Source organism: Candidatus Neomarinimicrobiota bacterium, from assembly GCA_018647265.1.
GTDB lineage: Bacteria > Fidelibacterota > Marinisomatia > Marinisomatales > TCS55 > TCS55.
Window position 1 is genome coordinate 31,270 of the sequence record JABGTK010000004.1, and the last position, 21,704, is coordinate 52,973.

Sequence of the window (21,704 nt, forward strand, 5' to 3'; positions counted from 1 at the left end):
TCATGAAACAGACATTTACAAGAATTTTAATATTAACAATGTTGAGTGTGGGCCAAGGCTTCTCTCAAGAAGAGAAACCGGTTCAGGAATCACAAGAACATTATGAAAATGGGAACGGTTTTGAAAACAATGAAAACCGTTTACCGCAATTATTACGCGACATAAAAGTATTGCTATCCGATGCTTTAATTGCTGACGTTATGGAAGATACGCTGGAAGTTGTTTATACACTTAATCGTATTTTTGACCTGTTAACTGAAGCAGACCAATATGGCGAAAAGAATGATGAGGATAAAGACGAGTTCAATCGTTTTGAGGAATCGCTAGTGGAGTTATATATCCACAGGTTCAATACGTTGGATAAAGAGGATGCGGCTATTACGGCGGAACAGTTACGGATGGATGTAACCACTTTTACCGAACCGTTAGAAGTAGAAATGGGAGCATCCCAATTCACAGTAGTGGAAGATCGTGATGGACATATTCCCTTGATTCGCAATAAAAAAGTGGATCAAACTATTAAGTATTTTCAAACCAAAGGTCGGCGACAATTTGAAATATGGCTAGATCGATTAAATGTGTACGGTCCAATGATATCTCAGATTTTAGATGAATGTAACCTGCCGCCAGAATTGATCTATTTGGCCATGATTGAGTCGGGATTGAATCCAAAGGCTTATTCTAAAGCTGCGGCCAATGGTATGTGGCAGTTTATTTATTCCACAGGTAAAATGTATGGCCTAGAAAGAAACTGGTATGTGGATGAAAGGCGTGATCCTGAAAAAGCAACCCGTGCTGCTTGTGCCTACCTTACCGATCTTTATGATGAATTTGATAATTGGTATTTAGCCTTGGCTGCTTATAATGCAGGTGAAGGCCGAATCAGGAGAGGTGCCCGCTTGCACCAGACGTCGGATTTTTGGCAGCTTCATTCACTCCCTAGGGAAACAAAAAATTATATCCCCTATTTTTTGGCTGTAACTATTATTGCAAAAACGCCTGAGAAATATGGCTTTTTTGTTAAGGAGAAAAAAGAATCAGCTCTGGCTTATGATATTGTTACCATTGAAAATAGTGCTGATTTAACTGTTCTGGCCAGTTCCGCAGAAACATCGTTTAAAACATTACAAAATCTTAATCCTGAACTTCGGCAATCAGCCACACCCACAAGCGCTTATGCATTGAAGATTCCCAAAGGGAAAAAAGATATTTTTGTGAAAAATTATAATGCACTCCCAGAAACGGAAAGATTTGCGCCTCAATTTATTTCACATAAAGTAAAAAATGGTGAAAGTCTCTGGACAATTGCAAAGAAATACCGCGTATCAATTCATGATTTGGCTGCAGTAAATAAATTAAAAAACCGTAGTATGATACGCATTGGACAGAAATTGACCATCCCTGTACCAGGAATGAATTTAGCATCAGTGCCAGCTTCCGCAATGTCGGGATATAATAAAGTATCGTATAAAGTTAAACGGGGTGATACACTGGGTCATATTGCAGAAGATTATGGTACGCGTGCTTCCAAAATCAGAATATGGAATGGCATTAAATACGGGCAGCATATTTATCCCGGGCAAAAATTGACATTATGGATCAAGCAGGGTTAAAACGACCCACATCTAACCAGAGGTGGCTCTGGTGGGGGTTGGGGAGCTTTTTTGCCTTAGTGATGGCTTTTAAGATTGGTACGTGGTCTAATGGGTCTTCTAGTGATGGCCCTGGAAAAAAGGTTGGAATCGTAAATATAAACGGCCCTATTGTTTCTGCTGAATCGACGGTAAAGCAATTAGAAAAATTTAGATCTCGAAATGATATTACTGCCATTATTCTTCGGATAGATTCACCGGGAGGATTGGTGGCACCAACCCAAGAAATTTATGAAAAAGTAAAATCGGTTCGGAAAGAAAAACCGGTAGTATCTAGTTTGGGAACGGTAGCAGCCTCAGGCGGATATTATATTGCTGTAGCTGCGGATACTTTGATGGCCAATCCGGGTACCATTGTTGGCAGTATCGGCGTTATTATACAATATCCTGTATTGACAGAATTATTGGATAAAGTCGGTATCAAATTTGAAACAGTAAAGAGTGGAAAATTAAAGGATGTGGGATCATATTCACGAAATGTAACAGATGCAGATCGGGTTCATCTTAATGCAATGGTTACAGATATGTATAATCAATTTGTTGACGCTGTTTCGGAGAGCCGAACCATTGCAAAAGAAGATGTAATTCTCTTAGCCGATGGTCGCGTTTTTACCGGATTGCAATCAAAAGAATTAGGCCTTATTGATGTTATTGGTACTTATGAAGATGCTATTACATTAGCGGGATTAATGGGTAATATTTCAGGAAAACCAAAAACGGTTCGAAAACAGAAGAAACGCCCCTCGCTGTTGGACTGGTTCTCCGGGAATTTGGGGCAAACAGTCAGCAGCTGGTTTGATGAACTACCGGCTTATCGCTGGCGGATGGAGTAAGAATCATGACCAAACAAAATATAGTAAATATTGTTTCAGAAGCCACCGGATTGACAAAGGTTGAAACAGAAACGGTAATGAATGGCGTAATGGCCACTATCGTTGAATCACTAGGACGGAATGAACGTGTTGAGTTACGTGGATTTGGTACATTTGGTGTTAAACATCGGATGCCCAAAAAAGCACGTAACCCTGGAACAGGTGAAGCAATATATTTACCAGAACGCCATGTGCCGACATTTAAACCGGCGAAACATATGCGTTTACACGTAAACGAAAATCTGACAAAATAAAGAGGTGACATGCCCTGCGGTAAAAAACGTAAACGGCGTAAAATGAATACTCACAAGCGGAAAAAACGCTTGCGCGCCAATCGTCATAAAAAGAAAAAAGTATAAGACCCGTTTAAAATGAAACGGGCCAGTATTATTTGGCTTTTAACCGTTCCCCTCGTCCTGACATCTTTTGTCAGGGCTTGGGGGTATGACGGCCATCGTCGATTAAATTATACAGCATCCCGACAACTTAACGGTCCATTCGGTCAATTTCTGAAACGAAATTCAGACGCTCTGAAATGGTATGCTCCGGCCCCTGATTATATCAAAGGGACCGATAAAAATGAATTTCCCCGTCATTTTATTGATGCGGATTTTTACGACCAATATCCATTCGATAATATTCCCATGGATTATGATTCGCTTCTAGCAAAATATGGTGAAGCGAATGTAAAAAAAATGGGTATGGTGCCTTGGAGCATAGAAAAAACATGCGATCGAATTATTTACCTGTTTAAGGCTAAACGATTTGATGAAGCTGTCTATTATATGGGTGTCCTTGGGCATTACGTGGCGGACCTCCATATGCCACTGCATACTGTTTTAAATTATAATGGTCAATTTACAGGAAACGAAGGCGTTCACTTTCGCTGGGAAGGGCGTCTTGTTGATATATATGTTAAAAATATCAAAGCTATCGGTTCCAAAGAGGTCGTGGTAGATCCAGTTTCATTTTCTATGAAAATTGTAAAAGAATCTTTTGCTGTACATGAACAGCTTTTTGATGCTGATTCAAAGGCTAGGAAATTGCTCACTATAGATCAGGCTAAAGAATTAAATACTTATAATATTCTGCCATTCGAAAAGCCATATTTGGATATTTTATATCAAGAGACAGGGCCGTTACTAAACGATCGGTTAGGTCGCGCTGTAGTTCGAATTGCGTCCATTTGGGAATATTGCTGGCTTGAAGCAGGTTCCCCAGAATTGCCATGAGCCAATCTCGTACAGCATTATCTGTTTCCGAAATTACCGCCCAGATTAAGGGGCAAATCGAATCACGCTTTTCGAGTGTTTGGGTTCAGGGTGAAATTTCAAACTTTAAGCACCATTCTTCCGGACATATGTATTTCACCGTAAAAGATGGTGGCGCAGAATTGCGCTGTGTCATGTTTCGGGGATTTAACCAATCAATCCACTTCAAACCTGAAGATGGAATGGATATCTTGCTCCAAGGGAAAATAACAGTCTACGAGCCCCGTGGCCAGTACCAATTGATGGTTCAGATGATGGAACCGGCGGGGATCGGCACATTGTACTTGGCATTCGAAGCGCTGAAAAAACAGTTGGCTGCTGAAGGATTATTCGATGAAGGTTTGAAAAAGTCATTACCATCTTATCCTAAAAAAATTGGTATTGTCACTTCTCGTACTGGGGCAGCCCTGCGAGATATGATTAATATTTTGTCCCGCCGGGCACCATATTTAGAAATTATTATAAGACCGGCATTGGTTCAGGGGGGTGAAGCAGCAGATGATATTATTGGTGGTATCAAAGATCTTGAATCTCTGGAAGATGTGAATGTTATCATCATTGGTCGCGGTGGCGGATCGTTAGAAGATTTATGGGCATTCAATGAAGAAGCGTTAGCTCGAACGATTTCTGCTTGTTCCATTCCTATTATTTCGGCTGTAGGGCATGAGACTGATGTTACCATAAGTGATATGGTGGCTGATCTTCGTTCGCCCACACCTTCTGCAGCAGCTGAATTGGTTGCGCCAAGTACTGACGAAATTAAAATGGAGTTGTCCCGAAACTTCGACCGATTAACCATGATAATTCAACATCGGTTGAATCGTCTATGGCAAATGCTCGACCACTTGATTGATCGTCAAACTTTACAGCATCCCCGTACTATTTTGAATCGTAATCGAGAAAAACTGGGTGTTCTGACTCATCAATTGAGTTTTTCCATGAATCACTTAATATCCTTGGCTAAAACGAAGCTTAAAGGATTTGAAAAAGAATTGACTGTATTGAATCCAAACGATATTCTCAACCGGGGATACAGCTTAGCTTTTAAGTCTGATGGCAGTATCCTTCGATATGCAGATGAATTAAAAGTGGGTGAATCATTTTTATTGAAAACAGGGCAAGGATCAATGGAAGCTGAGAAAAAGAGGAAGATATCCACTGGTGCTAAAGGTAATTGAGTAAAATAAAAACAAAGATTAAATTGAACGATGAGTAAACAAAAAACATTTGAATTTGAAGCAGTTTTGGGGCGCCTTGAAAAAATAGTAGAATCCCTAGAGGGAGAAAGTGAATCTCTGGAAAAAAGTTTAACTTTATTTGAAGAAGGTGTAAAACTTACCGATTCATTGAAGGATCATTTGGAATCGGCTGAGCAACAAATCAAAGTGCTTATGAAAGATACTGATGGAAAAGTAAAAACGGAGGATTTTGAAGGCTAATGTCGGCCTCGGTAAAAAAACCAAAATCTTTCGGAATCTGGGGGAATACGGATAAAACCCGATTTTGGAAATTACTTGATCCTATCATGGAATGGGCTGAAGAAAAGAAGATTTCCCCATTTATTACCAAGCGGATTAGGGAGAAAATCGGGAATGAATCCAATTATAAATTTAATGTAATCGAATCGGCAGAAGATTTTTATAAAATTGACTTTTTGCTAACACTGGGCGGTGATGGCACTATGCTTTCTGCGGCTCGAGCAGTAGGCCATCGCAAAACACCGATTTTGGGTATCCACTTAGGTGAATTGGGATTTATGGCGGAAGTGACGGTTGATGAAATGTTCAGTCGATTGGATATGGTTTTGGCTGGGTCTTATGGGCTTCAGCGGCGAATGGTACTTAAAGCAGAAATTGTCAATGGGGAAGGCCTTAAAGTTTTTTATGCCCTGAATGATTTTGTGATTGATCGGGGAAAATCCAATCGAATTATTACCATGCGCCTTTTGGCCAACGACCGCTTTGTTTCTGATTATAAAGCAGATGGACTTATTGTTGCCACACCTACCGGTTCAACTGCTTATTCCTTATCTGTAGGTGGCCCTATTGTGATGCCGCGCCTGAAAGCTATGGTCGTGTCGCCTATTAGTCCGCATACCTTAACCTTAAGACCTATTGTTCTACCTGATGATCGTAATCTCGAGATTAGTTTCCCCAAAGATGACTTAAAAGAAATAGCCTTTGCCGTGGACGGGCAAGTAAGTGAATACCTTGCTCCAAATGCCAAAATATTTATTCAACGGGCACCTTTTGAAATCCGCATGATCGATTTTGAGGATTCTAATTATTTTCAGACGCTCCGCCGAAAAATGGGTTGGGGGAAACGAGGGGAATAGAGGCACAACACGAGAAAGATTCTCGTACCGTTTAATTTTATTGACGTTGTCTATGTCGCCGCATCATACAATCATTCATGACCACAAACAGTCCTTTTTCTTCTGCTAATCGGGCTGCCTCTTCATTGATGACATTATCCTGGAGCCAAAGTGCTTTAGCACCAATATCAATGGCGGCTTCAGCAATAGGCATAACATGTTCTGATCTGCGAAAAACGTCCACAATATCAACAGGTACTGGAATGTCTTTTAAAGAAGGGTAACATGTCTCTCCTGCAATTTCTGTCTGTCCCGGATTTACAGGGATTATGGTATATCCATTATCTCTTAAATATAAGGCCACATAATGACTGGGCCGTTCAGATTTGGGGGACATACCCACCACGGCGATGGTTTTTAAATTAAATATTTTTTTAATTGTAGTAGAATCGTTCATGAATCAGCGTCTTCTTGTGTTTTAGTGTTTATACCTTCAAGTGTGGATAAAGTTAATACTTAAACTCTTACCGCTTGAACCAATTACCCATCACATAGGATATAATTTTTGGATTCTCTTTAAGGCGTCGGACAGAATATTCAAACCAAGCTTCTCCGAAGGGAACATAAACACGAATTTTGTATCCCTTAGCTTTCAACTGTTCTAAACGATTGCCCATGGGAACACCATAGAGTACTTGGAATTCAAAGCGGTTGGGTGAAATGTTTTCCGTCTCGATTAATGCTTCCAATCTATCAATGAGAGATATGTCATGAGTGGCGAGACAAGCATAACCACTGCCATTCAATAATGTCTTGGCCATCTCCACATAATTATCATTAATGGCAGTTCGTTTTTGAATTGCAATTTCCGATGCCTCCTTATATATACCTTTGCAGATGCGTAGGTTAAGAAGGGGAGAGTCTAATAATTTAATATCATCCAAACTGCGGAAGAGGTAGGCTTGGATCACGGTACCCATTTTATTGTAGATGGAAAGAGTTCTTTTGTAGATTTCAAATGTTTGGGTTGTGTAAGGAGAATTTTCCATATCAATAGTGACACCCACATTATTCTCTTTCCCCTTTTGGGCCAATGCAAGGATATTGTCTTCTCCCATTTGTGGGTCGAGTTCAAGTCCCAAATGGGTCAACTTTACCGAAATAGTACTATCTAGATTAGCATCAGCAATTCTTTGAATCACATCAGAATAGGCGTCCTTGATCTGGTTGGCTTCATCGGTGGAATGAACAAATTCACCAAGGATATCCATGGTAGCAGCGAACCCTTCATCATTGAGTGTTTGAACAATTCCCAGTGCTTCTTCTAGTGATTCTCCCGCAACATACGGTTTGGCAAATGGGCGAACAAACCATTTTGGGAAGTAGGGCATGAGTATTGCTATGAATGAATTTAGCCTCAACATAAGTTGACGAATTTAGGATAGTAAAACAGGGAACATCAAATGGAATTCAAATTGATTTAATTAATTTGTTATTACCGTCAGAAAAATAAGTAAAAAATTCATGAAGTTTATCTTGACCAAGCTCAATAATAAATTCTAAATTCGCCGACTCGAAACGAGTCAAAAAACAAATGTATCGCGACTTCGGCACCATATTTATTTTCATTTTCATGGGCATTGTACTCGTCTATGTACCGTTGCTTATCCAGCAGTTGGTTGCCCCTTCCAATCCCAATCCTGATAAACTTGCCACATATGAATGCGGTGAAGAATCTGAAGGCTCTGCCTGGGTACAGTTCAATATTCGTTTTTATGTGGTTGCTCTTATCTTTCTCATATTTGATGTAGAAGTTGTATTTTTATTCCCGTGGGCCGTTGTATTTAATGAATTGGGAATGCTGGCATTTGTAGAAATGGCAATCTTCTTGGTTATTTTAATGATCGGTCTTGCTTATGTCTGGAAAAAGGGTGACTTGGATTGGGTCAAGTATAATGTGAAGTATGGCCGTGGCCGATATGCTAACTTGATTGAGAAATCCCAAACAACACAGGAATCATAATGGGTGTTTTAGAAAATAGATTTCAAGACAATGTCATCGTTGCGTCTCTGGACAAATTCCTAGGATGGGCCCGTTCAACATCGCCATGGTATTTCCAGTTTGGATTGGCTTGCTGCGCGATCGAGATGATGGCTTCGGCTGCCAGTCGTCATGATTTAGAACGGATTGGTATGATGCCCCGTTCCTCTCCGCGACAAGCAGATGTAATGATTGTGGCAGGAACAGTAACCATGAAGATGGCACTGCGCGTTAAAAAATTATATGAACAAATGGCCGACCCCAAATATGTGATTTCAATGGGAAGTTGCGCCACAAGCGGCGGTCCTTATTGGCAGCATGGATACCACGTCCTTAAAGGTGTGGATTTGGTAGTACCGGTAGATGTGTATGTCCCCGGTTGCCCGCCCCGTCCAGAAGCCTTGATTGAAGGTCTGTTGAAACTCCAGGAAAAAATTCAGACTGAGCGTCCGCTCACCCGAAAATCTGCATGACATCAGCTGAAATTAAAGCTGCGATCGAAAGCCAGTTTCCTGGTACTATCGTTGAAAACAAGGAACTGGCAGACCGTCAAGTTGAATTAATTGATGACCAATGGCTGGATGTTGCTACATTTATGAAGAATGACCCGAACCTCTCTTTCGATCAATTAGAATGTATTACTGGTATTGATACAGGAGAAGAGGGCCCCTTGCAAACGCGCTACAATCTGCACTCCATGGAGCATCGCCATAAAATCGAAGTTGTAATCAGTCATGATCGCGCCAATCCTAAGGTAGCATCTATTGAACAATTATGGCGGATTGGTGACTGGTTCGAGCGCGAAACATACGATATGTTTGGAATTGTTTATGAAGGGCACCGCGATCTGCGAAGAATTTTATGTCCCGATGATTGGGAAGGTTGGCCTTTGAGAAAAGATTATGAAGGGCAATTGGATTACCACGGAATAGTGGTACCAAAAATGAAAGAAGAGTCGGGATGGGAGTAGTTAAGGGCGATCAAATGATCCTCAATATTGGGCCCCAGCATCCCAGCACCCATGGTGTGTTGCGTCTCGAGGTTATGACCGACGGTGAGATCGTTTCTGAAATTCGGCCTCATATCGGATATCTTCACCGCTGTTTCGAAAAGCATTCTGAAAATGTCACCTATGAACAGGTGATTCCATTTACGGACCGTTGTGATTACCTCGCTGCCATGAATAGCAACTTTGGTTATGTTGTTGCCATGGAAGACTTAATGGAAATTAAAGTGCCAGAACGAGTAGACTATATCCGCGTTATCATGGGGGAGCTGAATCGAATCGCAAGTCATCTTCTTGCTCTCGGTGTTTACGGCCTAGACATCGGCGCTTTTACCCCATTTTTATATATGCTCCGCGATCGGGAACGTATCTTGGATTTGTTTGAATACACCTGTGGTGCGCGCCTCCTTTATAATTATATGTGGGTTGGCGGTGTATCCCATGATTTACCTAAAGATTTTGAAAAAATCTGTATCGGATTTCTAGATTACTTTGAACCGCAGATTAGTGAGTACAATGAATTGCTCACGTATAATAAAATTTTTGTTGAAAGAACTGCCGATGTGGGAGTGCTTCCTGCTGATGTGGCTGTGAGCTATGGCGTAACTGGACCAAATTTGCGCGCATCAGGCGTAAAATGGGATGTCCGAAAAGATGAACCATATTCAATCTATGACAGATTTGATTTTGAAGTACCCATAGGGACGGGTGAATTGGGAACCGTTGGCGATTGTTTTGACCGTTATTTGGTTCGAATGCAAGAAGTAATAGAAAGTGTTAAAATCATTCGCCAAGCTTTGAAAGATATTCCTGGTGGTGATGTACATCAGGCGATACCGAAAAAAATTCGTCCGCCTAAAGGCTCGATTTATCGTAGAACAGAAAGTCCTCGTGGCGATCTTGGCTATTATATTGTGAGTGACGGCACGCCGGTGGCCTCTCGAGTGAAAATGCGTTCTCCTGCATTTACGGCACTATCGGTCTTAGATGAAATTTCACGAGGATGGATGATTTCGGATGTTATTGCTATTTTGGGCAGCTTAGATATTGTATTAGGAGAAATCGATCGATGACCGTTGATATGCTCATGGGTTGGTTAGCCACGATAGGCGATTTTCCTGTTCTGGCGTTTATTTTAGCGGTCGTCATTTCTGGGATTCCATTATTTTTAGTGATGGCCCTCAATGCTATGGTTGCAGTTTATGTTGAACGAAAAGTGTCTGCTTTCATGATGGATCGAATTGGACCCATGGGGCAAGGGCCGGGACTCCATGCCGGTAAATGGGGATTACTCCAAACTGCTGCCGATGCAATAAAACTTTTGGTAAAGGAAGATACGGTTCCAGAATCGTCAGATAAAATTTTATTTAAAATGGCACCTTTCATTATTTTTATTGGTGCCTTCATGGGATTGGCCGCCGTTCCTTTTAGCCAAACGCTCCAAGTTGTGGATTTTAATGTGGGTGTTTTTTATATTATAGCTGTGGGATCCGTTGGTGTGATTGGAATCGTTATGGCCGGTTGGGCTTCCAATAATAAATGGTCTCTCTATGGCGCCATGCGTTCTGCCGCTCAAATAATCAGTTATGAAATCCCAGCTGGATTATCCATCATTGTACCCATTATGATGGCGGGCACCATGAATCTCCAAGAATTGATTCATCATCAGTCCGGTACTGTTTGGGGCATTCTTCCAAATTGGATCATTTTTAATAATCCTTTCTCATTTTTAGCATTTTTCATCTTTTTTATCAGCGCAATTGCTGAAACGAATCGAACACCCTTTGATATTCCTGAAGCTGAATCTGAACTTGTGGCCGGTTGGATGACGGAATATTCCGGTTTCCGATGGGCCATCTTCTTCCTAAGCGAATATGCCAATATGCTGATTGTCAGTGGTTTGGCTGTGGCTGGATTCTTAGGTGGTTGGCGGAGTCCAATACCTGGATTATTTGATACAGGCGCATGGGGATTATTCTGGTTTATGGGTAAAGTAGCTTCATTGATTTTTGTCATGATGTGGTTTCGTTGGACGTTTCCCCGCCTTCGTGTGGATCAGCTCATGCATGTATGTTGGAAAGTATTCATCCCGATCGCTATGTTGAACATATTTGGCGTCGGTATTTGGAAATTAATTTTCGGATAAACTATGTCAAAGTATTTCACAGATATTTATGATACCGTAAACACATTGTGGACTGGAATGCGCATAACTTGGCGCCACATGATAAACATAAAACGGGACAATGTGACCCTTCAATACCCCGAAGAACGGTGGCCCCGTCCTGAGCGTAATATCGGTTTCGAACATGAAGATTATAATGTAATCCGGTCACGGCTTCATGTAGATATTGATGATTGTATTGGCTGTCTCAAATGTGAACGTGCTTGCCCGGTAGATTGTATTACTATCAATACAATTAAAGCACCTATTCGCGGGGAAGATATTCCTGATGTTGGCCATACAGGTGTGACCTCCAATGGATCAAACAAGGCAATGGTGGTAAGTCGCTTTACCATAGATATGTCTGAATGTTGTTACTGCAACCTATGTACTTATCCGTGCCCCGAAGAATGTATCTTTATGGTAGGTGGTCCAAACAGTTCTAAACATCCTATAGATTATGAATTTTCAGAGTTTGACCGAACCGATCTGATATACCAGTTTGCCAAATCCACTACATCTGAACAAAGAGAAGAATTGAAAAATCCTAAAAAACCGGAGGCGCAAGCCTAATGGCCGATTTTGTATTTTGGATAATTGTAGGGATTACCCTTGGATCCGCATTAATGGTGGTCCAAAGTAAAAACCTACTCTATTCCGCATATGCGCTCCTTTTCTCTTTTATGGGTGTGACGGGTTTGTATGTATTCCTATGGGCGGATTTTATCGCAATTGTCCAAGTGGTTGTATATGTGGGTGGAATACTGATTTTAATTATTTTTGGAATTATGTTGACGAATAAAATTACTTCCGTAAATATCAACCATACGTCTGTTCAAAAAGGAAGTGGCACTCTTGTCGTTCTGGGATTTGTAGGTATTCTAGGATATATGATTTTAAATACACCTTGGCATCAAGTGGCGACAACAGAACCGGTGGAGACTACTGCAACAATTGGGCGATTACTTATGATGGAGTATTTACTACCTTTTGAAGTGGCATCCCTTTTATTATTGGGCGCATTAATCGGTGCAACCACTCTCTCAAGGAAAGAGAATTAATGGATAGCTTAAATAATTATTTATTGGTGAGCGCAATCCTTTTTTCATTAGGATTGTATGGCGTAATCACACGGCGAAATGGTGTGGCTGTATTGATGGCAGTGGAATTGATCCTCAACTCTGCCAATATTAATTTAGTTGCTTTTGCCCGATTTGGCGGTATGAACATCACCGGTCATATTTATGCGTTATTCATTATTGTTTTAGCTGCGGCAGAAGCGGCAGTAGCCTTGGCAATCATAATTAATATTTTTAACAATTTTAATACCATCAACATTGATGATGTTAGTGAAATGAAACAATGATTACAGGGAACATCATTACTGATTTTTGCTTACTGATACTGTTTCTGCCCTTAGGAGCCTTTTTTATCAATTTTATATTTGGTAAACGTCTCCCGAGACAAGGCGATTGGGTATCCGTTGGTGCTGTATTAATAACGCTCATTTTATCCCTTTCCTTACTGATGAATATGTTCATGAATTGGGATCCCGGTTTTTCTCATGAAGCTAAGTTTACTTGGATTGATTTAGGTGCCTTCAAAATTGAACTGGGTTTTTGGGTTGATAATATCACGATCGTAATGTTGGTGGTGGTAGCATTAATCTCTAGCATGACCCACATTTTTTCATTGGAATACATGAAGGGCGATATTCGTTATAATACCTATTACGCTTATCTTGGTTTATTTACTTTTTCCATGAACGGAATTGTATTGGCTAACAATCTGATCTCCCTTTATATCTTTTGGGAGTTGGTCGGTGTCAGCTCTTTTTTATTAATAGGTCATTGGTTTGAGAAACATTCAGCCGCCAATGCTGCAAAAAAAGCATTTTTGACCAATAGGGTAGGAGATATTGGTTTCTTTATCGGCATTATGCTCATCTTCACAGCAATCGGTTCATTTAATTTTCAGGAAGTTTTTGCTGGCGTTTCTCAAGGAATGATTAGCGGTACCTTACTAACCTTGGCGGGAGCTGGATTATTTATGGGCGCTGTGGGGAAATCATCTCAATTTCCACTCCACATTTGGCTCCCAGATGCGATGGAAGGACCTACCCCCGTTTCAGCTTTGATGCATGCTGCTACCATGGTTGCTGCCGGTGTTTATCTCACCGTTAGATTATTTCCATTATTTTCTCCAGAAGCATTAACTATCATCGCTTATGTCGGTGGTTTTACAGCATTGTTTGCTGCAACGATTGCCATTACCCAAAACGATATTAAAAAAGTTTTAGCTTATTCTACCGTCAGTCAATTGGGATATATGATCCTAGCTGTTGGCGTTGGAAATTATGTAGCCGCATTCTTTCACCTTTTGACCCACGCCATGTTTAAAGCATGTTTATTTTATGGTTCCGGTTCTGTAATCCATGCCATGCATCATTCTTTGCACGATCTTCATAATGATGATACAGATCCTCAGGATATGAGAAATATGGGCGGATTCAAATCTAAAATGCCCATTACTTATTGGACAATGGCAATTGCCACTTTGGCGATCTCTGGAGTACCCCTATTCTCAGGATTTTTATCCAAGGATGCAATATTAGCTGGAAGTCTGTCTTTTGCCCAACAGTATCCTCAACATTTTTTACTACCAATATTTGGTTTTGGCGCCGCCGCCATTACTGCTTTCTATATGTTTAGGCTGATCTTTATGACATTTCATGGTGAAGCTAAAATGCCTAAAGTATTTAAAGGTATCCATGAATCACCCCGCGTCATGACATTTCCCCTTATATTGTTGGCTGGGTTGAGTTTCTTTCTTTTTTACACATTTCCCTATTTTAATCCTATTTCAGATCATGGCTGGTTTACCGAATTAATTGTTGCGGGCAACTCATCCGTTCCTGGAAATCCAACAGCGCACGCGATATATGAAGGCATTCACCATGCCCATTATCCTGCCATGGCACTTTCATTATTAGTGGCATCACTTGGTATCGGACTATCCTATCTCATGTATATAAAGAAAAAACTTTCGCCCCAAATGTGGGCTTCAAAAATGGGATTCTTTTACAAACTATCCCTGAATAAATATTATTTTGACGAAAACTATGACCGCTTCCTCTATCAACCATTTTTAAAATTATCCCGTGCTGTGGCTTACGTGGATTGGGACCTTTATGATAAATACTTTATCAACGGTTTTGGTCATGTAACAAAGTTCTTGTCTCGTATTACAGGTAGAATGGATTATGAAGGATTAGATCAAACTTTGGTTGATGGCGTGGGTCGCTCCGCGGAAGGATTCGGAAAACAATTAAAACAGATTCAAACCGGCCGATTGCAGAATTATATGTTATTCGCATTGGTTGGTGTAATTATCATTCTGGTTATCCAGACGATATAGAGATTTCATAAAGGGCTAAGTATGAATCATTTACTCAGTTGGATCATTTGGCTACCGGTTATCGGTATGGTTGCAATCGCCTTGATTCCTCGTGACAAAACGGAACTCATAAAACAAGTTTCTGCAGTCACATTGGGAATTCAGTTGGTATTGGCATTATACCTCTGGCGAATCTTTGATCCGTCCGTCGGTACCTTCCAGTTCATGGAAAGGGCTGAATGGATTCCATCATTTAACATTACATACATCCTGGGTGTAGACGGTTTAAGTCTGCCTATGGTTGTACTGATGGCGCTGATCGGTTTTATCAGCGTGTTCGTCAGTTGGAACATTAATAAAGCGGTAAAAGGGTATTTTGCCCTTTTCTTATTGTTGAATACTGGTGTCATGGGTGTCTTCCTGTCACTGGATTTCTTCCTGTTCTATATTTTCTGGGAAGTCATGCTGTTACCCATGTATTTCCTCATCGGCATGTGGGGCGGACCACAAAGAGAATATGCCGCCATTAAATTTTTCCTTTACACCTTATTCGGTTCTGTATTGATGCTAATCGCAATCTTGGCCTTATATTTTACTTGCGGTAATACATTCGACATGCTGGTGTTGATGGAAACAGCTCCAACTGCGTTGAACGGCGTACTATGGTGGGGAATGAGTGCAATCAAAGTTATCTGGGTACTTTTGTTTATTGGATTTGCGATTAAAGTTCCAGTTTTCCCATTTCACACTTGGCTACCATTAGCCCACGTAGAAGCACCTACAGCAATATCTGTAATTTTGGCCGGTGTTCTATTGAAATTGGGTGTTTATGGAATCCTTAGAATTAATTATACAATGCTTCCTGATGGTGTATTTTGGTTTGCGGGCGCATTGGCTGTTTTAGGATTAATAAATGTGATCTGGGGTGCCATGTGTGCTCTTGCCCAAACAGATCTCAAAAAATTGGTTGCCTATTCATCTGTGAACCATATGGGTTATACTTTGATAGGAATGGCGGCTGTCATCGCAGCAGCAGGTATGCATGGTGATAATTTGGTCAGCGCTCAGGCAGGTCTTAATGGTGCAGTCTTCCAGATGTTTAACCATGGCACTATTTCGGCCATGTTATTTATCTTGGTTGGAGTCATTTATGATCGCGCACATCATAGGAATATTGAAGGCTTTGGTGGACTTGCATCACAAATGCCCGTTTATACTGCTTTTGTCGCTATTGCATTTTTTGCAGGACTGGGATTACCCATGTTCAGTGGATTTGTAAGTGAAATGATGATTTTCATCGGCGCTTTCCCGGTTTTTAAAGCTATTGTAATTATTTCTACCCTTGGAATTCTCTTGAATGCGGCTTATTTCTTATGGGCTTTCCAACGGATGTTCTTTGGCCCCGCCAATGAAAAATATAATGATTTACCAGAAATTAATAGACGTGAATTATTCACCGTTGTTCCATTGGCTGTTATCACCATCTTCTTAGGTGTCTATCCACGTCCGTTCTTGGATTTGATAGCAGAAACAATGAATGTTTTGATTGACCAGGTTGTGTCCCTTGGTGGACTCTCCAGCGTAATGTAGGCATTTGCATGAGCAATCTCAATAGCTTAGCTTACTTTTGGCCGGAATTAATTCTGACCGTGACGGTTTTGGTAGCCATTATAGCCGATCTTTTCTACCGGAAGGAAGAGTCCTTTAAGGTAGCATGGTGGGTGCTTGGTGGACTCGCCATGACCTTGTTTGCCATCCGTATTGGTGGCAGCGCTGTTACTGACCTTTTTATGGGCTCTATTGCATTAGATCCATTCTCAGAATTTTTTAAAGTCCTCATTCTTATATCTACAGCCTTAGTGATTCTTATGAGTTTTAATAGCAATGAGCTTAAAGAATACAGAGTCGGTGAATACTTCTCAGTAATGGCTATTATGGCTTTTGGTTTATTTATGATGGCATCTGCCATTGATATTCTAATGGTGTATTTGGCTATAGAAGTGGTTTCAATTATGTCCTTCTTTTTAGCGGGATACCTTAAAAAAGAGACAAGAAGCAATGAAGCATCCCTTAAATATGTCATTTATGGTGCCTTCTCATCGGGAATCATGCTCTATGGATTAAGCATCCTGTTTGGTTTAACAGGAACTACAAAATTTTTCGAAATGCAAGCGGCTATTGCCGGTTTGAGTCCTGATGCGAATTTGGCCCTGATTCTTTCTGCTGTGTTCATTTTAGCGGGATTTGGGTATAAAATATCTGCTGTTCCATTTCACTTTTGGACGCCGGACGTTTATGAAGGATCACCCACAACTATTACAGCATACTTATCGGTGGCGCCAAAAGCTGCCGGTTTTGCCATGTTGATTCGTTTCTTTAACCAAGTGTTTGGTGATGGAAATGGGTTTGCCTCCGAATCATGGTCTGCAGTAAACAGTGTTCCATGGCCCCAACTTTTGGCAATCTTGGCAGCGGCAACAATGACCATTGGTAATCTCGTAGCCATTCAACAAAAAAGTGTTAAACGAATGTTGGCTTATTCAAGTATTGCCCACGCTGGATATATGATGATGGCCCTACCCTTGATGTCTCAATCTGGGGTGTATGGTATTATGATGTACTTGGTTATGTACATTTTCATGAACCTAGGTGCATTCTTTGTGGTCATTTTTGTCCAGAATAAAACAGGCGGAGAAGATTTTGAGGACTTCAATGCCCTTGGATGGAATATGCCCTTTGTCGGTGGTGTCATGACCTTATTTATGATAGCCTTAACGGGACTGCCACCCACAGCTGGATTCATTGGAAAATTTTATATTTTTGCGGCAGTTATCGAAGGTGGTTCGCAATACTATTGGTTAGCTATTGTTGGTGCATTAAATAGTGTTGTGTCTCTTTATTACTATATTCGTGTTGTGAAGCATATGTATTTAATTGGCGAACGAAGTGAAAGTGTTTCAATGCCGGATTCTAAATTGGTTACAGTGCTTTTATTGTCTTTGGCAATACCCACCTTTGTTTTTGGTTGGTATTTTGGACCGGTAGCGAATTGGGTAAGTGAATCTTTAGTCATTTTTCAGGGAATGTAACCATTATCTACTTTGCCATTTGGGGAAATATAATTGGCTGATTTAAATATAAGAAAAGGACATGATATCCGCATCGCGGGTGTTCCCAGCAATGAGGTCCAAAAAGGATATCAACCCAAATTTGTAGCCATTCAACCAACTGATTTTCGCGGATTAAAACCAAAACTCTGCGTGAAAGAGGGTGATTCAGTAAAATTGGGATCCGCCCTATTTAGTTGCAAAACCAATCCAGAAGTATCATACCCTTCGCCTGGTGGTGGTAAAGTAACCTCTATTCAATACGGTCCACGGCGTGTTATAGAAAAAATTATTATTGAATTGGCTGAAAAGGAAGAATTAGAATCATTCAAAATTTTCCGCTCAGCTGAAATACCAAAATTAGATAGAGAAAAAGTATTATCTGCTTTACTCAATGGAAATATGTTTCCATTCATTCGCCAGCGGCCTTTTAATAAAGTGGCGAACCCAGATGAAAGACCTCGAGATATTTATATTTCTGGCTGGAATACAGCACCACTTTCAGTCAATCTAGATGTTGCCCTTCGACGGCGACTGTCGCAATTCCAAACTGGCATAAATGTGCTCCAAAAATTAACCAATGGCCATGTTCATTTGTCTATGAATGAAAATACCGTTTCGGATACTCTCATTGAAGCTCAAGGTGCCAAAGTATATACTGTTGATGGGCCCCATCCGGCGGGGAATGTTGGTATTCAAATACACCATTTTGGGCCATTGGGATTGCATGATGTGGTATGGACGGTAAACGCTCAAGATGTTGTACGGATTGGTAATCTTTTCCTTACAGGAAAATATGATACAACTTTATTTACAACAATTGGCGGACCCGGCGTTAAAAACCCAACGCATATTAAAACTAGAATAGGTGTTCAATTAGAGGCACTTCTTAAAGATAATTTATACGGAGGAGAGCAACGTATCATTTCCGGTGATGTGCTTACGGGAACTAAAACATACTCTGATGGATTCTTGGGCTTTTATGATTCCTCGGTGTCTGTCTTGCCTGAAGGCGGTGAGCGAGAATTCATGGGGATGCTCCGGCCCGGTTCATCCTCGACGCGCTATAGCTTAACCAATTCATTTTTGGGATTCGGGAAAAAACTGTTTTTCTTTAATACACTGAATAATGGTAGTGAAAGATATATGGTACCCATTAATGCTTGGGAAGATGTACTTCCAATGGATATTCTGCCCAATGCTCTCTACCGTGCGATTCATGCCGAGGATATTGAAGAGATGGAACAATTGGGAATAATGGAATGTGATGATGAAGATTTCGCCCTCTGTTCTTTTGCCTGTCCGAGTAAGATTAATGTTGGCGGTATGATCCGCCATGGGTTAGAGCTCATGGAGAAAGAAGGATAGATGCTTAAATTTCTCCGAAAAACTTTAGAAGCCAATGCCCATCGATTTGAAAAGGACGGCGCTTTAGAGAAATTATATCCCTTATTTGAAGCAACTGATACGATTCTTTTCAGTACGGATGAAGTGACGGAATCAGGTCCTCATATTCGTGATAGTGTTGATACAAAACGGGTGATGATACTGGTTGTCATGGCACTCATCCCATTATATATTTTTGGCGCTATGAATGTAGGTGTTCAAAATGGTATCGCCACTGGAATCGAGCGCACCAATGGGGAAAACTTTTGGTTTGGTTTTGGAACAATTTTACCTATTATAATTATCACCTTCACGACAGGTGCTTTTTGGGAAATTCTGTTTGCCATAGTTCGAAAGCATCCCATTAGTGAAGGCTTCTTAGTCACCTGTGCCTTGATTCCATTGGTGATGCCTGCATCCATTCCACTGTGGCAAGTATCCATTGCCACTACTTTTGGGATCGTGATTGGGAAAGAAATTTTTGGCGGTGTTGGGATGAATATTTTCAACCCTGCGTTGGTCGCTCGTGCATTTTTATTTTTTACCTATCCCGCACGAATCTCCGGTGATAAGGTTTGGGTGATCGGTCCAGACGGTTATTCCGGTGCAACTGCCTTAGCTGTACCAGCAGCAGAGGTTAATCAGAATGCTGAAGCATTGTTAAGTGGTGTGACTCAATTTGATTTTTCATGGTGGAATATGTTCATAGGTTGGATTCCCGGTTCGATTGGTGAGACGAGTAAGCTTCTCATTATTTTTGGAGCATTATTCTTAGCTATTACCAAAATTGCCAACTGGCGCGTGATGGCAGGAGCCCTGCTTGGATTATTTGGGACGGCATTTTTAACCAATCTAATGGCCTCATTTTCATCCAACACGATGCTGTCACTCCCGGGATATTACCATTTGGTTATGGGTGGCTTCCTATTCGGAATGGCCTTTATGGCCACGGAACCTGTAACGGGATCTCATACCAATAAAGGTCGCTGGGTATATGGAATATTGTTTGGAATGCTTACTGTCATTGTAAGATCAATTAACCCTGCTTACCCAGAAGGAACAATGTTGGCAATCCTTTTACTTAACGCATTTGCGCCATTAATTGACTGGTTTGTAATTCAAGGAAATATTAAACGAAGAGTTGCCCGATATGCGCAGTAATTCGTATACACTAATCTTTACAACGGTAGTTACGGTAATCTTGGGTTTTTTCCTTTCCTTGGCTGCTTCAGCGCTTAAGGAGCAGCAGGATCTTAATATTGAAATTGATATTAAGAAAAACATTTTACGCTCGCTGGATTTCGCCCCTTCAGAAGAAAATCCCTGGACTCCAGAAACTGTCCAAACCATTTTTGATGATTACATTTCCGGTATCGTAGTAGATAATAATGGTGAAATAGTATTGGGGAAAACGCCGGAAGATATTAATTCTGATGTGGATGTTAATCTGCACCCAATTTATATAAAGACAATGAGTGGCAAGATCAATGGTTATGCCATTCCCATTTCAGGTAAAGGTCTGTGGTCAACCCTTTATGGATATTTTGCCATTGAAGCAGATGGTGTCACTACTAAGGGGATCACATTTTATAAACATGGTGAAACACCTGGTTTAGGCGGTGAAGTGGAAAAACCCTGGTTCCAAAATAATTATAAGGGGAAGCGATTCATTGATAGCTCTGGAGAATTAATTGGAATTCAAGCGATTAAAGGAAAAGTTGACCAGACATCATCGGAAGCATTCCACCAGGTAGATGGTATCTCCGGTGCCACCATGACCTCAAAAGGATTAAATAAATTTTTACTCAAAGATCTGAAAACCTACGAACCTTTCTTTCGTCGGATTAGAAGTGGGGAGGGCGCCTAATGGCTTTATTCAGTAAAAAATCAAAAGTAGTTCTCAATGATCCGTTGATGAACAATAACCCCATCACGCTCCAGGTTTTGGGAATCTGTTCTGCTTTAGCGGTTACTGTAAAAATGGATACAGCTGTTGTTATGACCTTGGCAGTTGTGGCGGTATTATCTGTATCGAATACAGTCATTGCAATGCTCCGAAATTTTATCCCTTCTAAAGTGCGTATTATTGTTCAGTTAGCCGTTATTGCTTCCTTGGTGATTTTGACCGATCAGATTCTCCAAGCTTACATGTATGATATAAGCAAACAGCTTTCTGTATTTGTTGGATTAATTATTACAAACTGTATCGTTATGGGTAGGGCGGAAGCCTTTGCAATGCAGAATCCACCTGGTAAATCTTTTTTAGATGGGCTGGGTAATGGATTGGGTTATGGTATGATTCTCATTGCCGTTTCTTTCTTCAGAGAATTATTGGGTAGTGGAACTGTTTTTGGATTCCAGATTATTCCCGATTCATTCTACGCTGCTGGTTATGAAAATATGGGACTCATGGTATTGAGTCCTGGTGCATTTATTATTTTGGGACTTATTGTTTGGGTCCAGCGAATAGTGGCAAAGATAGAGGAGGATTAGAT

Annotated in this window: 24 protein-coding genes; 22 read left to right on the forward strand and 2 right to left on the reverse strand. The window is 40.8% G+C overall.

The window, feature by feature from the left end; translation table 11 throughout:
• Nucleotides 1-2: 2 nt before the first annotated feature.
• From HN459_00245 to HN459_00275, 7 genes are all read left to right on the forward strand, one after another.
• A complete protein-coding gene (locus HN459_00245; protein MBT3477870.1) occupies nucleotides 3-1,613 on the forward strand; it encodes a LysM peptidoglycan-binding domain-containing protein in 1,611 nt (536 codons plus the stop codon).
• Complete coding sequence (gene sppA, locus HN459_00250) at nucleotides 1,595-2,485, forward strand: signal peptide peptidase SppA (protein MBT3477871.1); 891 nt, start codon at nucleotides 1,595-1,597, stop codon at nucleotides 2,483-2,485. The genes HN459_00245 and sppA overlap by 19 nt, the downstream gene beginning before the upstream one ends.
• Nucleotides 2,486-2,490: 5 nt before the next feature.
• Nucleotides 2,491-2,778, forward strand: a complete 288-nt coding sequence (locus HN459_00255) for an integration host factor subunit beta (protein MBT3477872.1) — start codon at nucleotides 2,491-2,493, stop codon at nucleotides 2,776-2,778.
• Between the two features lie 117 nt (nucleotides 2,779-2,895).
• A complete protein-coding gene (locus HN459_00260; protein ID MBT3477873.1) occupies nucleotides 2,896-3,756 on the forward strand; it encodes a hypothetical protein in 861 nt (286 codons plus the stop codon).
• Nucleotides 3,753-4,973 (forward strand): exodeoxyribonuclease VII large subunit, encoded by a 1,221-nt coding sequence (xseA, locus tag HN459_00265; GenBank protein ID MBT3477874.1) that lies wholly within the window; start codon nucleotides 3,753-3,755, stop codon nucleotides 4,971-4,973. Before HN459_00260 ends, xseA begins: the two co-directional genes overlap by 4 nt.
• Before the next feature lie 30 nt (nucleotides 4,974-5,003).
• Nucleotides 5,004-5,234, forward strand: coding sequence for an exodeoxyribonuclease VII small subunit (xseB, locus tag HN459_00270; protein ID MBT3477875.1), 231 nt, complete (start codon nucleotides 5,004-5,006; stop codon nucleotides 5,232-5,234).
• Complete coding sequence (locus HN459_00275) at nucleotides 5,234-6,130, forward strand: NAD(+)/NADH kinase (protein ID MBT3477876.1); 897 nt, start codon at nucleotides 5,234-5,236, stop codon at nucleotides 6,128-6,130. Before xseB ends, HN459_00275 begins: the two co-directional genes overlap by 1 nt.
• Nucleotides 6,131-6,167: 37 nt before the next feature.
• On the opposite strand, the gene HN459_00280 is transcribed toward HN459_00275, so the two are convergent.
• Together HN459_00280 and HN459_00285 are read right to left on the reverse strand one after the other, a co-directional pair.
• Nucleotides 6,168-6,566, reverse strand: coding sequence for a CoA-binding protein (locus HN459_00280; protein MBT3477877.1), 399 nt, complete (start codon nucleotides 6,564-6,566; stop codon nucleotides 6,168-6,170).
• 67 nt (nucleotides 6,567-6,633) lie between these two features.
• On the reverse strand, nucleotides 6,634-7,533 hold the full coding sequence (locus HN459_00285; protein ID MBT3477878.1) for a proline dehydrogenase: 900 nt from the start codon (nucleotides 7,531-7,533) through the stop codon (nucleotides 6,634-6,636).
• A 170-nt stretch (nucleotides 7,534-7,703) separates the two neighbouring features.
• Here HN459_00285 and ndhC point away from each other — a divergent pair, with 170 nt between their 5' ends.
• From ndhC to HN459_00360, 15 genes are read left to right on the forward strand one after another with little or no spacing between them, the layout of a single operon-like run.
• Nucleotides 7,704-8,132, forward strand: a complete 429-nt coding sequence (gene ndhC, locus HN459_00290; protein MBT3477879.1) for an NAD(P)H-quinone oxidoreductase subunit 3 — start codon at nucleotides 7,704-7,706, stop codon at nucleotides 8,130-8,132.
• Entirely contained in the window at nucleotides 8,132-8,623 is a 492-nt protein-coding gene (locus HN459_00295) for an NADH-quinone oxidoreductase subunit B (GenBank protein MBT3477880.1), read from the forward strand. The genes ndhC and HN459_00295 overlap by 1 nt, the downstream gene beginning before the upstream one ends.
• Nucleotides 8,620-9,120, forward strand: coding sequence for an NADH-quinone oxidoreductase subunit C (locus HN459_00300; GenBank protein MBT3477881.1), 501 nt, complete (start codon nucleotides 8,620-8,622; stop codon nucleotides 9,118-9,120). Before HN459_00295 ends, HN459_00300 begins: the two co-directional genes overlap by 4 nt.
• Nucleotides 9,111-10,229, forward strand: a complete 1,119-nt coding sequence (locus tag HN459_00305) for an NADH-quinone oxidoreductase subunit D (protein ID MBT3477882.1) — start codon at nucleotides 9,111-9,113, stop codon at nucleotides 10,227-10,229. Before HN459_00300 ends, HN459_00305 begins: the two co-directional genes overlap by 10 nt.
• Nucleotides 10,226-11,302 (forward strand): NADH-quinone oxidoreductase subunit NuoH, encoded by a 1,077-nt coding sequence (nuoH, locus tag HN459_00310; GenBank protein ID MBT3477883.1) that lies wholly within the window; start codon nucleotides 10,226-10,228, stop codon nucleotides 11,300-11,302. The genes HN459_00305 and nuoH overlap by 4 nt, the downstream gene beginning before the upstream one ends.
• 3 nt (nucleotides 11,303-11,305) lie before the next feature.
• Entirely contained in the window at nucleotides 11,306-11,893 is a 588-nt protein-coding gene (locus tag HN459_00315) for a 4Fe-4S binding protein (protein MBT3477884.1), read from the forward strand.
• Nucleotides 11,893-12,381, forward strand: a complete 489-nt coding sequence (locus HN459_00320; protein ID MBT3477885.1) for an NADH-quinone oxidoreductase subunit J — start codon at nucleotides 11,893-11,895, stop codon at nucleotides 12,379-12,381. The genes HN459_00315 and HN459_00320 overlap by 1 nt, the downstream gene beginning before the upstream one ends.
• A complete protein-coding gene (nuoK, locus tag HN459_00325) occupies nucleotides 12,381-12,686 on the forward strand; it encodes an NADH-quinone oxidoreductase subunit NuoK (GenBank protein MBT3477886.1) in 306 nt (101 codons plus the stop codon). Before HN459_00320 ends, nuoK begins: the two co-directional genes overlap by 1 nt.
• Complete coding sequence (gene nuoL / locus HN459_00330; GenBank protein MBT3477887.1) at nucleotides 12,683-14,737, forward strand: NADH-quinone oxidoreductase subunit L; 2,055 nt, start codon at nucleotides 12,683-12,685, stop codon at nucleotides 14,735-14,737. The genes nuoK and nuoL overlap by 4 nt, the downstream gene beginning before the upstream one ends.
• 21 nt (nucleotides 14,738-14,758) lie before the next feature.
• The gene (locus HN459_00335) at nucleotides 14,759-16,306 is read left to right on the forward strand and encodes an NADH-quinone oxidoreductase subunit M (GenBank protein MBT3477888.1); all 1,548 of its coding nucleotides are present in this window, start codon (nucleotides 14,759-14,761) and stop codon (nucleotides 16,304-16,306) included.
• An 8-nt stretch (nucleotides 16,307-16,314) separates the two neighbouring features.
• Nucleotides 16,315-17,805: an NADH-quinone oxidoreductase subunit N gene (locus HN459_00340; protein MBT3477889.1), complete on the forward strand. Its 1,491-nt coding sequence runs from the start codon at nucleotides 16,315-16,317 to the stop codon at nucleotides 17,803-17,805.
• Nucleotides 17,806-17,838: 33 nt separating this feature from the next.
• Nucleotides 17,839-19,191 carry a Na(+)-translocating NADH-quinone reductase subunit A gene (locus HN459_00345; GenBank protein MBT3477890.1) on the forward strand — a complete coding sequence of 451 codons (1,353 nt, stop codon included), beginning with the start codon at nucleotides 17,839-17,841 and terminating at the stop codon, nucleotides 19,189-19,191.
• Entirely contained in the window at nucleotides 19,192-20,370 is a 1,179-nt protein-coding gene (locus tag HN459_00350; protein ID MBT3477891.1) for an NADH:ubiquinone reductase (Na(+)-transporting) subunit B, read from the forward strand.
• Nucleotides 20,360-21,076 (forward strand): NADH:ubiquinone reductase (Na(+)-transporting) subunit C, encoded by a 717-nt coding sequence (nqrC, locus tag HN459_00355; protein ID MBT3477892.1) that lies wholly within the window; start codon nucleotides 20,360-20,362, stop codon nucleotides 21,074-21,076. Before HN459_00350 ends, nqrC begins: the two co-directional genes overlap by 11 nt.
• A complete protein-coding gene (locus HN459_00360) occupies nucleotides 21,076-21,702 on the forward strand; it encodes an NADH:ubiquinone reductase (Na(+)-transporting) subunit D (protein MBT3477893.1) in 627 nt (208 codons plus the stop codon). Before nqrC ends, HN459_00360 begins: the two co-directional genes overlap by 1 nt.
• Nucleotides 21,703-21,704 lie beyond the last annotated feature (2 nt).

Excerpts from the sequence above, each read along its gene's own strand:
- HN459_00260 (MBT3477873.1), top strand. The coding sequence starts at position 2,896 with ATGAAACGGGCCAGTATTATTTGGCTTTTAACCGTTCCCCTCGTCCTG.
- HN459_00315 (MBT3477884.1), top strand. The coding sequence starts at position 11,306 with ATGTCAAAGTATTTCACAGATATTTATGATACCGTAAACACATTGTGG.
- HN459_00280 (MBT3477877.1), bottom strand. The coding sequence starts at position 6,566 with ATGAACGATTCTACTACAATTAAAAAAATATTTAATTTAAAAACCATC.
- HN459_00335 (MBT3477888.1), top strand. The coding sequence starts at position 14,759 with ATGAATCATTTACTCAGTTGGATCATTTGGCTACCGGTTATCGGTATG.
- nuoL (MBT3477887.1), top strand. The coding sequence starts at position 12,683 with ATGATTACAGGGAACATCATTACTGATTTTTGCTTACTGATACTGTTT.
- HN459_00295 (MBT3477880.1), top strand. The coding sequence starts at position 8,132 with ATGGGTGTTTTAGAAAATAGATTTCAAGACAATGTCATCGTTGCGTCT.
- nuoK (MBT3477886.1), top strand. The coding sequence starts at position 12,381 with ATGGATAGCTTAAATAATTATTTATTGGTGAGCGCAATCCTTTTTTCA.
- HN459_00340 (MBT3477889.1), top strand. The coding sequence starts at position 16,315 with ATGAGCAATCTCAATAGCTTAGCTTACTTTTGGCCGGAATTAATTCTG.
- HN459_00255 (MBT3477872.1), top strand. The coding sequence starts at position 2,491 with ATGACCAAACAAAATATAGTAAATATTGTTTCAGAAGCCACCGGATTG.
- xseA (MBT3477874.1), top strand. The coding sequence starts at position 3,753 with ATGAGCCAATCTCGTACAGCATTATCTGTTTCCGAAATTACCGCCCAG.
- HN459_00275 (MBT3477876.1), top strand. The coding sequence starts at position 5,234 with ATGTCGGCCTCGGTAAAAAAACCAAAATCTTTCGGAATCTGGGGGAAT.
- xseB (MBT3477875.1), top strand. The coding sequence starts at position 5,004 with ATGAGTAAACAAAAAACATTTGAATTTGAAGCAGTTTTGGGGCGCCTT.
- HN459_00245 (MBT3477870.1), top strand. The coding sequence starts at position 3 with ATGAAACAGACATTTACAAGAATTTTAATATTAACAATGTTGAGTGTG.
- sppA (MBT3477871.1), top strand. The coding sequence starts at position 1,595 with ATGGATCAAGCAGGGTTAAAACGACCCACATCTAACCAGAGGTGGCTC.
- HN459_00350 (MBT3477891.1), top strand. The coding sequence starts at position 19,192 with ATGCTTAAATTTCTCCGAAAAACTTTAGAAGCCAATGCCCATCGATTT.
- nqrC (MBT3477892.1), top strand. The coding sequence starts at position 20,360 with ATGCGCAGTAATTCGTATACACTAATCTTTACAACGGTAGTTACGGTA.
- nuoH (MBT3477883.1), top strand. The coding sequence starts at position 10,226 with ATGACCGTTGATATGCTCATGGGTTGGTTAGCCACGATAGGCGATTTT.
- HN459_00300 (MBT3477881.1), top strand. The coding sequence starts at position 8,620 with ATGACATCAGCTGAAATTAAAGCTGCGATCGAAAGCCAGTTTCCTGGT.
- HN459_00285 (MBT3477878.1), bottom strand. The coding sequence starts at position 7,533 with ATGTTGAGGCTAAATTCATTCATAGCAATACTCATGCCCTACTTCCCA.
- HN459_00320 (MBT3477885.1), top strand. The coding sequence starts at position 11,893 with ATGGCCGATTTTGTATTTTGGATAATTGTAGGGATTACCCTTGGATCC.
- HN459_00360 (MBT3477893.1), top strand. The coding sequence starts at position 21,076 with ATGGCTTTATTCAGTAAAAAATCAAAAGTAGTTCTCAATGATCCGTTG.
- ndhC (MBT3477879.1), top strand. The coding sequence starts at position 7,704 with ATGTATCGCGACTTCGGCACCATATTTATTTTCATTTTCATGGGCATT.
- HN459_00305 (MBT3477882.1), top strand. The coding sequence starts at position 9,111 with ATGGGAGTAGTTAAGGGCGATCAAATGATCCTCAATATTGGGCCCCAG.